The sequence below is a fragment of the Rugosimonospora acidiphila genome, assembly GCF_039543385.1.
In the GTDB taxonomy this organism is placed as follows: Bacteria; Actinomycetota; Actinomycetes; order Mycobacteriales; family Micromonosporaceae; genus Rugosimonospora; species Rugosimonospora acidiphila.
Genome location: NZ_BAABJQ010000003.1, coordinates 266,235 through 280,103, shown reverse-complemented (window position 1 = coordinate 280,103; position 13,869 = coordinate 266,235). Strand labels below are relative to the sequence as shown.

Below are 13,869 nucleotides of genomic sequence, written 5' to 3'. Positions count from 1 at the left end.
TTCATGGTTCCTGTCGGCGACCCTGCACGCGGGCGATGCAGAGTTGCCGGTGTACCGGTTGGCAGCGTCGATGACGAGGGAGGTGGTTGATCATGATGCCGGTGGCGGACCACGGGTTCAATCAGGCGTCGATGGCGTGGAACACGGTGGCCCGGTACGACGACTACGCCGCCGCTCAGGCCGCCGTGAACCGGTTGTCCGAGGACGGCGTCCCGGTCGCCGCGCTGAGCATCGTCGGGTCGGAGCTGCAGCTGGTGGAGAAGATCACCGGACGGCTCACGAAGGCCCGAGCGGCCCTGTCCGGGGCCGGTACCGGCGCCTGGTTCGGTCTGTTCGTTGGCATCCTCCTCGACCTGTTCGCGTCCCGACACCGTTGGCTGGCGATGCCGGCGGCCGGTCTGCTCGCGGGCGCCGTGTGGGGCGCGGTGTTCGGGTTCCTGGCACACGCCGTCACCCGGGGCCGCCGCGACTTCTCCGCGGTCCGGTCGCTGGCCGCCGCGCACTACGACGTGATCGCCACCGGCGGCCAGGCCGAACGGGCCCGGATCATGCTCGGTCAGGCCGGGCTCCTCCCCCGCCCCTGACCCCAAAACCAGGATCAGGATCAGGAAGGAGCCGACGTGGACGTAGCGCTGTGGACCTGGGTCGCGGTGCTGGCCGCCATCGTGGCCATGCTGGCCGTCGATCTGCTCGCCCACGGCGGCCCACATCGGGTGGGAGCCCGGGAAGCCGCGGCCTGGAGCGCCCTGTGGGTAGCGCTAGGCCTCGGGTTCGGCCTCGTCGTGTGGGCCTTCTGGGGTGCCGAGCGAGCCGGCGAGTACTTCGCCGGCTACGTGATCGAGAAGAGCCTCTCCGTCGACAACGTCTTCATCTTCGCCCTGATCTTCGCCGTGTTCGCGGTACCCCGGGTCTTCCAGCATCGGGTGCTGTTCCTCGGAGTATTGGCCGCGCTCGTGCTGCGGGCCGGATTCATCGCCGGGGGCGCCGCTCTGGTGGCGGCGTTCCACTGGGTGCTGTACGCCTTCGGCGCGCTGCTCGTCTACTCGGCGTGGACGATGTATCGCGCCCGGCACGAGCAGGCCGACCCGTCAACCAGCCGCAGCTACCGGCTGCTGGCCCGGATCGTGCCCAGCACCGACACGTATCACGGCCAGAAGTTCCTGGTACGCCAGTCCGGCCGGCTGCTCGCCACGCCCCTGCTGCTCGTGCTGCTGCTCGTCGAGATCACCGACCTGATCTTCGCCGCCGACTCGATCCCGGCCGTCTTCGCGGTCACCACCGAACCGTTCCTGGTGTTCACCTCCAACGCGTTCGCGATCCTCGGCCTGCGGGCGCTGTACTTCCTGCTCGCCGACCTCATGCATCGCTTCACCCACCTCAAGACCGGTCTCTCCGCGATCCTCGGCTTCGTCGGGGTGAAGATGCTGCTGGTAGACCTCGTCGAGGTGCCCATCGTGGCGTCGCTGGCCGTCATCGTCACCGTGCTCGCGATCAGCGTGATCGCCAGCATCCGGGCAAGCGGTACCACCCGGCGCGCCACCATCGACCGCGGCTCGACGCCGCGCCTATGAGTCACCCATCACCGCCCGTACCCGAGGAGAAACCGTCATGTCTGGGCAGACAGGCACCTTCTGCGGCGGCACGCCGTCGGCCGCTCAGATTGCCGCGCTGCAGAAGATCCGTGAATATCCGGCCATCTCGGTGCTGGTCACGACGACCCCCGCCGCCGTGCTCGGCGCCGAGGACGCGCTGCGTCTGGACGCCCTCGCCGGTCGCGCCGTGCACCGGGTACGCGGCGAACTGTGCCCCGCGACCGCCGCACCCGCGGTCGAGCGGCTGAACGCTCTCCTCGCCCTGGCCCGGCGCGGGCCCGCCGCCCGCGCCCTGGCCCTGTACGCCTCCGCGTCCACCCAGGCGCTGATCCGACTTCCGATCCCGGTTCACGACCGCGAGGCCGTGGACCCGACGTTCGCCACCCGAGATCTGGTCCGCGCCCGGCAACGCATCCCACCCTACTGTGTACTCGCCCTGAGCCCCTCGCACGCGCGGCTGTTCGAAGCCGTCAACAACATCCTTCTGCCCGCACCCACCTGCGCCTTTCCGATGCACGTCGCACACCGGATCCCCCACCGCGGCTCCGGCCCCGCCGACCGGCCGACCCACACCATCGATCACGACGACTTCTACCGCGACGTCGACGCCGCCCTCTCCGCGTACCTCCGGAGGCACCCGGTCCCGTTCGTGCTCGTCGGCGACGGTCGCGCCGCGGCCGGGTTCCAGCTGGCCTGCACCAACCACAGGCGCCTCGTCGGTACCGTACGGGGCAACCTCAGCTCCACGCCGGCGCGCGAGCTGAGTACCCGGATCCACAGTGCCCTCGACGCCTACCTCAACCGCCGGCAGGCCGAAGCCGTCGCCCTCATCGCGCGCCGCGCGTCCGCCGGCCGGGTTGCCTCCGGCATGCCCGCCGCGTGGCTCGCGGCGCGTACCCGGCGGCCCGAGATGCTCGCCGTCGACGAGTCGCTGTTCTATCCCGCCCGGATCAGCGACGACGGAGACACGCTGATCCCCGCCGTCGACGTCGAGCACCCCGACGTCATCGACGACGCCGTCGACGAACTCATCGAACTCGTCCTCGCCCGTGGCGGCCGGGTCGCCTTCACCACCCCAGGCGCCCTCGCCGAACACCATCACGGGGTGGCCGTCACCATCCGATGACGCGGCAGCAGACGCGTCGTTCCGAACAGAAGGAGCAGGCTGTGGACCTGATCTGCCCGAAGTGTCACGCGACCATGCGGACCTACGAGCGCGGCGGCATCCATATCGACCAGTGCGCCGAATGTCGCGGCGTCTTCCTCGACCGAGGCGAGCTCGACCTTCTCATCGACGCGGAGGCTGGACGGTACCCGACGACCGACTACCCGGCGACCGCCCCACGACCCGGGCCGGGCTACGACACGTACCACCGCCCCGAGCAGTATCGCGAGCGGCATCATGACAAGCACCGTCGCGGGTTCCTGAGCGACCTGTTCGACTGAAGGGCGGTTCAGAATCCGATGGCGTCGCGGCATCGACGACGCCGGCCCGCCCCTCGCTGGGCATCCGGCCCGCGGTGCGCATGGCGGCGAGGCGCGGGCCGACGCTGCTAGCCGGCCAGGTTCGCGAATTCGATGCCGGCTGGATGACCTCCAGGTCAGCTAAATCCTCGATCGTGACGACTGGTCGCTGGGTCAGTGGGTGGGCGCGGTCACCGACGTGAACCAGGTCGTCTGGGCGTTCGCCACCCGCACCCACCCCGAGCACGGCGAGGTTCACTTCCCCGCCGAGCCCACCGCGGCCCTGTCGGTCTACCCCAGCGAGCAGCAAAAACCCACCTACCGCGCCGACAAAGTGCTACAGCTGCCTGCTCGCTGACCGCTTCAGCAAGGAAGACCGTCCCGTCAAGGGCAGCTTCGAAAACGGCTGGCCGGCCCACATCCAAGAGCGCGTCCCGACCAGCTGGCACAACTACGGCTACCGCTAGATCCGGGCGCCCGCTGGCGTGGGACCGTGGCCCGCGCCAGCGGGCGTGGGACCGTGGCCGTCGTTGAGCCATCGCGGACGGCGGCGAATTCGGTGTGGCATCACGGGTTCCAGGTCCAGATGGTGCCGTCCCAGTGGCCGGAGACGACGAGGGCCCGGCCGCCGATCGCGCCGATCGCGCCGACCGCGAGGGATTCGGCACCCTTGTCGGGGCCGGTGAGGCCGTTGCCGTAGGGGCTGCCGGTGGCCAGGTCCCAGATCCTGATGGTGTTGTCGTCGTTGCCGGAGACCGCCACGGTCCTGCCGTTGATCGTGCCGATGGCGACCGTCTTGACCGCGTTGCGGATCCGGCTCAGCGTGGTGCCGGACGGCTTGGACAGGGTCAGGTCCCACACTCGCAGCTCGCCGTCCTCGCTTCCCGACACCGCCAGGGTCCTGCCGCGCACACTGCCGATCGCGACGGTCCCGACGATGTCGGCGTGCATGCCGAGCAGTCGGACGACCCGCCGCGCGTCCAGGTCCCAGAGCCGGACGGTGCCGTCCGCGCTGCCCGAGACCGCGATCGTCGCGCCGTGGAGGACGGCGACGGCTACGCTCTTGACCTCGGCGTCCAGCGGCTCGCCGACGACCCTGCCCGCGAGGTGCGGTGCGGCGGGATCCCAGGTCCGCAGGGTGCGGTCGTCGGCGGCGGACACAGCCACGGTCCGGCCGCCCATGCTGCCGAGCGCCACGCTGTTGATGCCCGCGGACAGTCCCTCCCCCAGCCGGACGCTCATCGGTGGGTCGGCGGTGAGGTCCCACGCCCGCAGCGTGCCGTCGGCACTGGCCGACACCGCGAGGGCAGCGCGCAGGCCGATGGAGTACACGGGCTTGTCGTGACCGGCGAGCGGGCCGCTGCGCGCCTGGCCGGCGACCAGGTCCCACAGTTGCACGGTGCCGTCGCCGCGGCCGACGACCGCGACGGGCGCGCCGTCCAGCACGCCGGTGGCGACGGCCCAGACCGGGTCGTCCACGGCGATCGGCAGGCTGAGCAGTTTTCCCGCGGAGCGGTAGACCCCGGTCGGATCCCCCGTCGCGGGCACGGATCCACGCAGCCAGCGCAGAACCACGACGCCCCCGGCGGCCACGGCCAGCACGGGGGGCGTCGCCATGATGACCCGCCTTCTGGTGAGAATCGGCCTCCGGCGCTCCACCGACTCGTACGCCACCTCGGCGGGACCCGGCTCGGGCAGGGAGACGGTGAGCCTGGGGGTGGGAATGGAGCGGGGCGTGGCGCGGCGTGGATTCTGGTCGAGTCGCTCGCGGAGCTCACGATATGCCCCGTCCCAGGCTTGGCGGTCGCCGAGATCAGGTGGCAACGAAATGTTCTTGTCAGCGGCGACGCGTAGGCAGGTGTCGACGAATACCTCGAAGTTTGCCAACTCCGGCCGGACCGGGCGTTGTTGACTTGTCATTCCGGCGATCGTGGCGCGCTTGAGCCGGATCGGGTCCTCTTTCCGGCGGCGAAGAGTCCGTTCGCTCTCGATCTCAAGCTGTCGGACAGAAAGACCCGTGGCATGCCGCAATGCCTGCAGCCTGCGGGCGAACTCCACACGAGGATCCGTTATCTCGTCCACGTGTCCTCCTGATCTCCCCGGGGGGTGTCCGGCGTCGCCGGACACCCCCGTTCCCCAAATATAGGGCCACTGACCAGCTCTTCCTTCGTCGCGGACGGGAATGCGTCCGGATCGCTTGCCGGACACCGGCCCGGACCGGGACCGTTTCCACGTGATTCCAATCGGCGAAGGAGGCGACAGATGAGAAGGTGAGACAGACGAATGTGTGAAAGTCATCAGAACGATTCATCACGATCGTGGCCGCGACAATCCTGGCGACCATTGCCCTCGTCCACCCGCGGATGCGGCCGAATGGTCTACCTCCGGTTCCCGGCTGGGACCGGCGACCTCGACAACGACGGCAACCAAGACCTCGGGTGGCTCACCACCACGAGCGGCGAGGTCTCGACCTCGCCGATGAGTGCCAGATCGGAAACCAACCAGTGACTCTTTAATCCGAAGGGATCATCATGCGGAAGCGTTTTCTGGGACCTGCCCTCGCTCTGCTCACCGTGGCCGCGACGGTGCTCGCCGGGACCGGCCCGGTAGCCGCGACACCCGGGCCCATCGCCCCACGGGCCGTCACGTACTACGAGGTCCGCGCCCAACATAGCGGCCAGTGTCTGGACGTGAAGGACGCGAATCCCGCCTGGGGAACCCCGGACCAGCAGTGGCCCTGCTGGGGAGGCTCCGGCCAGCTGTGGATGAAGCAGCCGGTGTACTCCAGCGGGGGCCACGTGTTCTACGCGCTCCGGGTGCAGCTCAACGGCCTGTGCCTGGACGTCAGGGACGGCAGCACGGCGGCCGGGGCCATCGTCCAGCAGTGGGACTGCAACTCCAGCCTCGGCCAGCAGTGGGAGGTCTGGGCCGTCGGCGGTAACTACGTCAAGGTCGTCAACCGGAACAGCGGAATGTGTCTCGACGTGAAGGACATCAGCACCTACAACGGTGCGACGATCCAACAGTGGCCCTGCTGGGACAACCCCGGACAGCACTGGTGGTTCGCCTGAGCGGCGCCGGCGTGGCCCTGGGAGCATGCTCCCAGGGCCACTCCCATGCTGACAGGCCACAACATTCTGGTGGTGCCGCACTACGATGACGTGGCAAAGCCGGCACGACCGGATGCGGGCTAGCGTCTAAGAAGGCGCATGTCGGCATCCTCGTGGTGGGCGCCGGCCGGCGGGGGAAGCTGGTCGAGCCGATGAAGCTGCTCGGAGGTCAGCTCGATCCGGTCGGCGGCCAGGTTCTCTTCGAGCCGGGACACCCGCTTGGTACCAGGTATCGGAACGATGTCGTCGCCCTTGGCCAGCAACCAGGCGAGGGCTGTCTGAGCAGGGGTGGTGCCGGCATCGGCGGCCACGGCCGCGACCTCATCGGCGATGCGCAGGTTGTGTCGCAGGTTGTGGCCGGTGAACCGTGGATTGCTCGATCGCCAGTCGGTGGAGTCGAACTGCTCGGTGGAGCGGATCTGTCCGGTGAGGAAGCCGTGGCCGAGAGGCGAGTAGGCGACGAAGCCGATGCCGAGTTCGCGGGTGACGGAGAGGATGCCGTCCTCGGGGTCTCGGGTCCAGAGGGAGTATTCAGACTGGATTGCCGCGATCGGATGGACGGTGTGGGCGCGGCGGATGGTGGCGGGGCCGGCCTCGGACAGGCCGATGTGCCGGACTTTGCCTTCGGCGACGAGATCGGCCAGCGCGCCGACGGTCTCCTCGATCGGCGTGCCGGGGTCGACGCGGTGCTGGAAGTAGAGGTCGACGTGGTCGGTGCCCAGGCGATCGAGGGAACCTTCCAGAGCGGTGCGGATGTTGGCCGCGCTGCTGTCGAGGACCCGGGTACCGCCGCGTGAGTGGGAGAGCCGGCCGAACTTGGTGGCGAGCACGACCTCGTCGCGGTGGCCTTTGATCGCTCGGCCGACGAGTTGCTCGTTGGTGAAAGGGCCGTAGGTCTCGGCGGTGTCGATGAGTGTGATGCCGAGGTCGATGGCACGGCGGATGGTACGGATGGATTCGGCGTCGTCGGTGCCGGCGCCGGTGTAGGCGGCGGACATGCCCATCGCGCCGAGGCCGATCCGGGAGACGTCGAGTGTTCCGAGTCTGACGCGCCGCACGGGTCACGATCCTTCGGGGAAGCTGGTGCCGAGGCTGGTGTGCCGCCAGGCGTCGACGTCGGCGCTGAGTTCTTCGACCGAGCGGTGGAACCAGTCGAGCGCGTCCGGGCCGAGCACCAGGAGCCGGGGAGGGGTGGGGCTGCGCATCGCGGTGATGATGGCCTCGGCTGCCCGCGCCGGGTCGCCCGGTTGCGAGTCGTACTCGGTGAGGTCTTCTTCGCGGCGAACGCCGACGGTGCCGGAGTAGGCGTCGATCGCCTGCCGGACCTGGGCGAGAGAGCGCTTGTAGTTGGTGCGGAACGCGCCGGGCTCGACGGTCATCACGGAGATGCCCAGGGGTTTGAGTTCCTTGCCGAGTGAGGTGGTCAACGCCTCCAGCGCGGCCTTCGTCGCGACGTAGTGGCCGGCTCCGATCGGACAGCTCCGAACGCCGCCGGAGGAGATGGTGACGATCATTCCGGTGCGCCGTTCTCTCATCGACGGAAGTACCTCCCGGATCAGAGCAACCGGGCCGAGGAAGTTGGTCGCGAACAGTTCTTGAACCTGGTCGTCGCTCGCTTCCTCGACGGCGGCCCGGTAACCGTGGCCGGCATTGTTGACGAGGACGTCGATTCCACCGAAACGCTCGACAGCGGAATCGACGGCCTTTCGGCGCTGGGCGTCGTCGGTGACATCCAGGGCGAGCGCGAGCGAGGTGTCGGGATAGGACGCGGCGAGGTCGCCGATCGCGGTCGGGTCGCGTGCTGTCAACACGACCGTCTCGCCGCCGTCGAGGACGGTGCTGGCGAGCGCGCGACCGAGGCCGGTCGAGCAGCCGGTGATGAACCAGGTAGCCATGCGGGCCAGCCTGCCCGCGTTTGTGCCGTTGAGGAAGGACGGGCCGTTCCTAGCAATGGCACTACCAGGCACGCGGGCGCGCCAGGTGCCAGACTGGTCTCGTGACAGCGGTCGGTGGCCTGGGCGATTTCCTGCGGGCCCGGCGCGGCGGGATCAAACCCACCGACGTCGGCCTTCCCGCCGGTACCGGGCTGCGCCGCACGCCCGGTCTACGGCGCGAAGAAATCGCCGCGCTGGCCGGGGTCAGCATCGACTACTACATCCGGTTGGAACAGGGGCGGGAGAACAATCCCAGCTGGGCCGTTCTCGACTCGCTGGCCGACGCGCTGATCCTCGACGAGGAGGAGCGCGCGCACCTGCACGCCCTCGCCCGGCGTACCACCCGGCACTCCAACCCTGGTCCCGAGGCGGTACGGTCCGGCATTCACCAACTTCTGCAGACCGTTCGGCCCTGCCCCGCCTACGTGCTCAACCAGGTCAGCGACCTGCTCGCGGCCAACCCCGAAGGGCTGGCCCTGTTTCACGGTCTGGCCGACTGGCCCGTGCCGCGTCGCAACACCGCGCGCTACACCTTCCTGCACCCCGCCGCGCGTGAGCTCTTCGCGGACTGGCAACACTCGGCCGCCACCACCGTCGCCAACCTGCACGCCGTCGCCGCCGCCCACCCCGACGCGCCCGGGCTGGCCGACCTCATCGAGGAACTCACCGAGCACAGCCCCGAGTTCGCCAAGCTCTGGCAGCGCTACGACATCCGGCGCCGGCGCGGCGAGCTCAAGACGTTCCGGCATCCGCGGGTGGGAACCCTCACTCTCACCTACGAAGTTCTCCAGATCAGCGAAAGCCAGCGCATGTCGATCTACCAAGCCGCTCCCGGCAGTGCGGAACACGACGCGCTCCACCTGCTCGCCATGCTCGACGAGTTCCCGACCGGGCCGGCGATACCCAGAGACTGACCCCGGTCGTACCTGCCGATCCGCACTCAGGCGCCGACGATCAGCCGTGCGGCAGACCTGGTCATCCGGTCGAAGCTGCCCGTCGTGGCGTGCCGCTCCCCGGGCACACGAGAAACCATGGGGGCGTCACGATGCTCGGCGAAGATGCCGAACACGTCGGCGACTGCGTGCTGGATCCATGCGGCGTGGTCGGGATCGGCCGTGGCCAGTGCCGACGCGACTGCCGCACGAAGCTTCCACCAGGACGGTCGGCAAAGACATCCGGCCGGTCAGGAGGGCCTGGGTGCGAGCGCGAGGCAGGTGAGTACGGCGCCGAGCGTGGATAGGACGGCGAGTATGAGACCAAGGGTGTGGATGGCGCCGGTGAAACCCATGGCCAGGGTTGCGTGGTGCGTGGTGGCCACCTGGCCTTGGACGGCTTGCCCTGCGATGCGCGCCGCGTCTTTGGCGGACAGACCGCTGCCGCTGAGCCGAGCGGCGGTCAGGGTGCTGAGAAGCGCCGCGGCTCCGGAGATGGCTACGGACTCTCCGGTGATGCGCATGGTGTTGAAGATGCCTGCGGCGGCCCCGGCGTTTTCGACGGGGACGGTGCTGACGGCCGCGTTGTCCATGACCCCGAACGCCAGCCCGACGCCGGCTCCGAAGGGCAACAGAGGCAGCGCCAAGGCCAGCCAGGATTCTCGACCGTGCACAGTCGTCAAGAGCAGGGCACCCGACACGATCAGCGCGGAGGCACCGGTGAGTACAACGCGGATGGAGCTCGCCGCGGCCAACCGGCCGGCCAACAGTGGCAGGAGGAGGACGGGCGCCGTCATCGGCAGCAGGAGCAGGCCACTGGCCAGGACTGTCCGGCCGCCCACGCCTTGGAGGTAGGCCGGGAGGTAGACCAGCAGCACGACGAAACCGAGGGTGACCGTGAAAGGCTGGCACACTACAGCGAGGAACTCGGGCCTGCGGAACAGGCGAACGTCGAACATCGCGCGTTCGGCCCGGCGGATCTCCACCACGGCGAACAGGACGACCAGTAGGGCCGCGCCGGCGAGCGGCAACAGCGTGTTCGGTGCCGTCCAGCCGGCGGTGGTGGCCTGGACGAGCGAGAACGACAATGCGGCGAGCCCGGCGGTGAAGCAGACCAACCCGGCCAGGTCGAAGCCAGGATGATTGGGATTGCGGGATTCCGGCGCCCGGGTCGCGCACCACCAGGCGGGTACGGACATGACCGTGACGAGAAGGAATACCGCTCGCCAGCCGGCCGTCTCCACCAGCGCGCCGGCGGCCAGCGGTCCGATCGCCAGCCCCGTGCCGAAGCAGGTGCCCAGGATGCCGAAGGCCAACTGTCGGCGCCGTCCGGAGGTGGAATGAGCGAGCACCGCCGCGCCCGAGGCCAGAACAGCCGCGGCCCCGCATCCCTGGATCGTCCTCGCAGCGTCGGCCACGGCCATTGAGGGGGCGAGCGCGACCAGCAGGGACAGGGCGCCGACCAGCGCGATACCGGTGAGCAGAACGCGGCGCCTGCCGATCCGATCGGCGAGGCTGCCGGCCGCGAGCGGGAGTGCGGCGAAGGTGATGTTGAAGGCGCTGAGCATCCACTGGGCGGAGCCGACCGATGAGTCCAGGCGCGCCGCCATGCTGGGCAGCACCATCGCGGCCCCGGTCACCGAGAATGGCAGCATCATGCTGGCACAGCCGACCGCGCTGACCGTGGCCCAGTAGCCGCGCCCGCCGCCGTCCGCGCCGTGGGGTGGGACCCGCGTGGTCGCCGGGCCACTCACCTGGCGCTGATCGCTACGCGGTGAGCCGTCAAGGCGAGGGGAAGTGATCATGCCTTCGATCGTCGGCGGGCACCGATCTCGGATGAAGAGAGTCCTGTTCCCTGGGTATGGCAGGGCCACCTTCCGAACGCGGCACCTCGCGGCCGGGCACGCATACTGGAATGCATGGTCGACGTGTCCACGATCGCTGGCAGTCTCGGCGACTACCTCCGCAGGCGACGGGCCTTGGTGTCGCCCGCCGAGGTAGGGCTGCCGTCGACCGGCCGCCGTCGCGTGCCCGGTTTGCGCCGCGAAGAGGTTGCGGAACTGGTTGGCCTGAGCACCGACTACTATGTCCGCCTCGAGCAGGGGCGCGCGGATCGCCCCTCTGACGAGGTACTCGACGCACTCAGTCGGACGTTGCGGCTCGGTTCCGCTGAGCGGGCGCACCTGTACGATCTGGCCCGCCCGCCCCGCCGTATCGCGGCGAAGGCAGCGGTCGCCGGACGGGAGGAGGTTCTGCGTCCCGCACTGCGCCAGGTCGTGGAGGCGATGCCGAACACCCCGGCTGTGATCATGAACGATCTCAACGACGTCCTGGCGTGGAACCGATTGGCGGCCGTGCTGATCGCGGATTTCCCCCATCTCGCGCCGCGCGAGCGGAACATGGCTCGCCGGATCTTTCTGGACCCGGCCGCCCGGGAGGTTCACCTCGATTGGGACGAAGCCGCACGGACCACTGTCGGCATCCTGCGTATGGCCGCCGGCCGGCGGCCGCGCGACCCGGAACTCATACGTCTGATCGGCGAGCTTTCTCTGGGCAGCGCCGCCTTCCGCAAGCTGTGGGCCAGCCACCACGTGCACGAGAAGACCCACGGGCCCAAGCGATTCCGGCATCCCACCATCGGTGACGTGACACTGCGCTACGAGACCTTCCAGGCCCCCGGCGCCGCGCATCATCTCCTGGTCGTCTACACGGCCGATCCCGGTAGCCCGGCCGAAGAGGCGCTGAACTTCCTCAGTAGCTTCACCGCTGCGGTCGCCGATTGATCATCGAGGCCTGGTCGGGTCACCGCGCGGGCCATGAACTCCGTGGTCACCCTGCTCGAGCAGCGGGGCCTGGTCAGCCGCAGTCCGTCGCCCGACCGCGGCAAGATTCTGCTGATCCGGCTCACCGACACCGGCGCCGCGCTGCTACGCCGCGCCGACCGTGACGCGGTGGCCGTCGAGATGAACCAAGTTGTATTTTTAACTCGGTAACGCTTTAATGGGATCCATGGAAGAGACAGACATCTGCGGCACGGCATCCACGATGGCGAGGCTGTCATGACAGCGGCTGGAGGACCTCCGGTGCTCGTCACCGGGGCGACCGGACGGGTCGGGCGCGCCGTGGTCGACCTGCTGGCCGACGCGGGCGTGCCGGTCCGCGCCCTGGTGCACCGCTCCGAGTCGGCGGCTACGCTGCCGGCGAGGGTCGAGGTCGTCACCGGCGATCTCACCGTGCCCGAATCGCTCGACGCCGGGCTGCACGGAATCGGTACGGCCTTCCTGCTCTGGACCGCCCCGCCCCAGACCGCGGCGGCCGTGGTCGACCGGCTGGCCGCCCAGGTACAGCGGGTCGTCTTCCTGTCCGCACCACACCGGACCCCGCACCCGTTCTTCCAGCAACCGAACCCGATGGCGGCGCTGTACGCCGAGATCGAGCGACTCATCACGGCCGCCGGGCTCGACTCGACGATCATCCGGCCGGGGATGTTCGCGTCGAACGCACTGCTCTGGTGGGCCGCCGCGATCCGTGGCGACCGTGTGGTCCGGTGGCCGTACGGCGGGGCCGAGACAGCCCCGGTCGACGACCGAGACGTGGCCGCGGTCGTCGCGCGGACCCTGTACGAGGACGGACACGCCGGCGGCGACTACGTCCTGACCGGTCCCGAGTCACTCAGTCAGGCCGAGCAGGTGAGCATCATCGGTGACGCCCTGGGCCGCCCGATCACGTTCGAGGAGCTATCGCCGGAGGAGTTCCGGCGCGGGGCCCCGGACGGCGCGCGCCCGGCAATGGACATGCTGCTGGCCGCATGGCACGCCACGCTGGGACAGCCGGCGTACGTCACCTCCACGGTGTCCGACCTCCTCGGATCGCCGCCGCGAACGTTCCGTGAGTGGGCCGCCGACCACGCCACCGCCTTCATCGAGGATTCCCACCCGACGGACTGACGGCACTACGTAGCCGCCGTCCACCGCTAGATTCCCGAGCGACGGCTGAGGTGGGGCGCGCTGGTACGCTGACGCGTCTCGCGCGAGAAGGTGGTCTGCCCGGTGCCCCGAATGGTGCTGCGTAAGTTAGTTCCGGTGATGGCCGTCTGCGCGGTGACCGCATGCGGTTCTTCGACGGCTCATACGACGGATCGATCAGCGGGCAGAGCGGTCCCGTCCACGGCGCAGGCGACGAACTCGCCCACGGCCACGAAGCCGATTCCCCCGGAAGTTCCGGCGACCGGCGGACCCGGCTACTCCGCGACGCTGTCCGCACGCTTGCTGGCCACGGACTCAGTGCCGTCCGGATTCACCGTGGATATCGCGACCGTCATAGCACCGAATGATGATGCCGCACGCCCATCCGCCCACGTGTCCTGTTCGGACAGCATGATCCCCATGTTGTCGGCCACCCAGCTGACCGGAACTCCGTCAGCGATGGCCGCGGCCACGCTGAGCTATGACGCGGGTCCCGACGACTTGTGGGTGGGAACCGAAGTCCTCAGAACCTACACCGGTGACGGTGCACAACAAGCAGTGACCGACCTACGAACCTTCATCGACCGATGCCCCACCGTCGTCGTGTCGTCCAACCCGGGCATCGGCGACAGTTACCACTTCGCAGTGGCACCAGGACCGCCGCTCGGCGATGACAGTACTCAGGTCAGCTGCAGCGCGACGTCCGATTCGGACACGCTGGAATGCGACAGCTTGCTCGTCCGGATCGGGACCACTCTGGTCGTCGTCCAGGAGCAGGGCAACGACCCCGGCGGCGACAAATACCTCACCCCGCTTGCCGAAGCCGCGCTCCACAGGTACCAGGCGACCGGATCCTGACTCGCCTGAGGCAC

The 13,869-nt window shown here is 69.2% G+C and carries 18 protein-coding genes; 13 read left to right on the top strand and 5 right to left on the bottom strand.

Translation table 11 applies throughout. The features are described from left to right. The first annotated feature begins 92 nt into the window (after positions 1–92). The 5 genes from ABEA87_RS06510 (at position 93) to ABEA87_RS06490 (ending at position 3,414) form a co-directional block, all read left to right on the top strand. Positions 93–584, top strand: a complete 492-nt coding sequence (locus tag ABEA87_RS06510) for a YflT domain-containing protein (protein WP_345626996.1) — start codon at positions 93–95, stop codon at positions 582–584. Between the two features lie 36 nt (positions 585–620). Further along, a complete protein-coding gene (locus tag ABEA87_RS06505; RefSeq protein WP_345626994.1) occupies positions 621–1,571 on the top strand; it encodes a TerC family protein in 951 nt (316 codons plus the stop codon). A 37-nt stretch (positions 1,572–1,608) separates the two neighbouring features. Then, positions 1,609–2,718, top strand: a complete 1,110-nt coding sequence (locus ABEA87_RS06500; protein WP_345626992.1) for a baeRF3 domain-containing protein — start codon at positions 1,609–1,611, stop codon at positions 2,716–2,718. Further along, entirely contained in the window at positions 2,715–3,038 is a 324-nt protein-coding gene (locus ABEA87_RS42575) for a TFIIB-type zinc ribbon-containing protein (RefSeq protein ID WP_425570779.1), read from the top strand. The genes ABEA87_RS06500 and ABEA87_RS42575 overlap by 4 nt, the downstream gene beginning before the upstream one ends. A 199-nt stretch (positions 3,039–3,237) precedes the next feature. Beyond that, positions 3,238–3,414, top strand: coding sequence for a hypothetical protein (locus tag ABEA87_RS06490; protein ID WP_345626990.1), 177 nt, complete (start codon positions 3,238–3,240; stop codon positions 3,412–3,414). Between the two features lie 209 nt (positions 3,415–3,623). Here ABEA87_RS06490 and ABEA87_RS06485 read toward each other — a convergent pair whose 3' ends face one another. After that, on the bottom strand, positions 3,624–4,976 hold the full coding sequence (locus ABEA87_RS06485) for a WD40 repeat domain-containing protein (RefSeq protein WP_345626988.1): 1,353 nt from the start codon (positions 4,974–4,976) through the stop codon (positions 3,624–3,626). A 453-nt stretch (positions 4,977–5,429) separates the two neighbouring features. On the opposite strand from ABEA87_RS06485, the gene ABEA87_RS06480 reads away from it, so the two are divergent. Both ABEA87_RS06480 and ABEA87_RS06475 read left to right on the top strand, forming a co-directional pair. Beyond that, entirely contained in the window at positions 5,430–5,564 is a 135-nt protein-coding gene (locus ABEA87_RS06480; protein ID WP_345626987.1) for a hypothetical protein, read from the top strand. 23 nt (positions 5,565–5,587) lie between these two features. Beyond that, positions 5,588–6,127: an RICIN domain-containing protein gene (locus ABEA87_RS06475; RefSeq protein WP_345626985.1), complete on the top strand. Its 540-nt coding sequence runs from the start codon at positions 5,588–5,590 to the stop codon at positions 6,125–6,127. A 119-nt stretch (positions 6,128–6,246) separates the two neighbouring features. Here the strand turns inward: ABEA87_RS06475 and ABEA87_RS06470 are convergent, their stop codons facing one another. Then, positions 6,247–7,224, bottom strand: a complete 978-nt coding sequence (locus tag ABEA87_RS06470; protein WP_345626983.1) for an aldo/keto reductase — start codon at positions 7,222–7,224, stop codon at positions 6,247–6,249. Positions 7,225–7,227: 3 nt separating this feature from the next. Next, positions 7,228–8,133 carry an oxidoreductase gene (locus ABEA87_RS06465; RefSeq protein ID WP_345626981.1) on the bottom strand — a complete coding sequence of 302 codons (906 nt, stop codon included), beginning with the start codon at positions 8,131–8,133 and terminating at the stop codon, positions 7,228–7,230. 29 nt (positions 8,134–8,162) lie between these two features. On the opposite strand from ABEA87_RS06465, the gene ABEA87_RS06460 reads away from it, so the two are divergent. Beyond that, the gene (locus tag ABEA87_RS06460) at positions 8,163–9,014 is read left to right on the top strand and encodes a helix-turn-helix transcriptional regulator (RefSeq protein WP_345626979.1); all 852 of its coding nucleotides are present in this window, start codon (positions 8,163–8,165) and stop codon (positions 9,012–9,014) included. Between the two features lie 26 nt (positions 9,015–9,040). On the opposite strand, the gene ABEA87_RS06455 is transcribed toward ABEA87_RS06460, so the two are convergent. Both ABEA87_RS06455 and ABEA87_RS06450 read right to left on the bottom strand, forming a co-directional pair. Next, positions 9,041–9,169, bottom strand: a complete 129-nt coding sequence (locus ABEA87_RS06455; protein ID WP_345626977.1) for a hypothetical protein — start codon at positions 9,167–9,169, stop codon at positions 9,041–9,043. Positions 9,170–9,283: 114 nt separating this feature from the next. Next, the gene (locus tag ABEA87_RS06450) at positions 9,284–10,642 is read right to left on the bottom strand and encodes an MFS transporter (RefSeq protein ID WP_345627360.1); all 1,359 of its coding nucleotides are present in this window, start codon (positions 10,640–10,642) and stop codon (positions 9,284–9,286) included. On the opposite strand from ABEA87_RS06450, the gene ABEA87_RS06445 reads away from it, so the two are divergent. The 5 genes from ABEA87_RS06445 (at position 10,581) to ABEA87_RS06425 (ending at position 13,855) form a co-directional block, all read left to right on the top strand. Further along, the gene (locus tag ABEA87_RS06445; RefSeq protein ID WP_345627385.1) at positions 10,581–10,727 is read left to right on the top strand and encodes a hypothetical protein; all 147 of its coding nucleotides are present in this window, start codon (positions 10,581–10,583) and stop codon (positions 10,725–10,727) included. The two genes, ABEA87_RS06450 and ABEA87_RS06445, sit on opposite strands and share 62 nt — an antisense overlap. A gap of 224 nt (positions 10,728–10,951) precedes the next feature. Further along, positions 10,952–11,815: a helix-turn-helix transcriptional regulator gene (locus tag ABEA87_RS06440; RefSeq protein ID WP_345626975.1), complete on the top strand. Its 864-nt coding sequence runs from the start codon at positions 10,952–10,954 to the stop codon at positions 11,813–11,815. A 33-nt stretch (positions 11,816–11,848) separates the two neighbouring features. Beyond that, entirely contained in the window at positions 11,849–12,025 is a 177-nt protein-coding gene (locus tag ABEA87_RS06435; RefSeq protein WP_345626973.1) for a hypothetical protein, read from the top strand. A 66-nt stretch (positions 12,026–12,091) separates the two neighbouring features. Next, entirely contained in the window at positions 12,092–12,979 is an 888-nt protein-coding gene (locus ABEA87_RS06430) for an NAD(P)H-binding protein (protein WP_345626971.1), read from the top strand. Between the two features lie 354 nt (positions 12,980–13,333). Further along, positions 13,334–13,855 carry a hypothetical protein gene (locus tag ABEA87_RS06425; protein WP_345626969.1) on the top strand — a complete coding sequence of 174 codons (522 nt, stop codon included), beginning with the start codon at positions 13,334–13,336 and terminating at the stop codon, positions 13,853–13,855. Positions 13,856–13,869 lie beyond the last annotated feature (14 nt).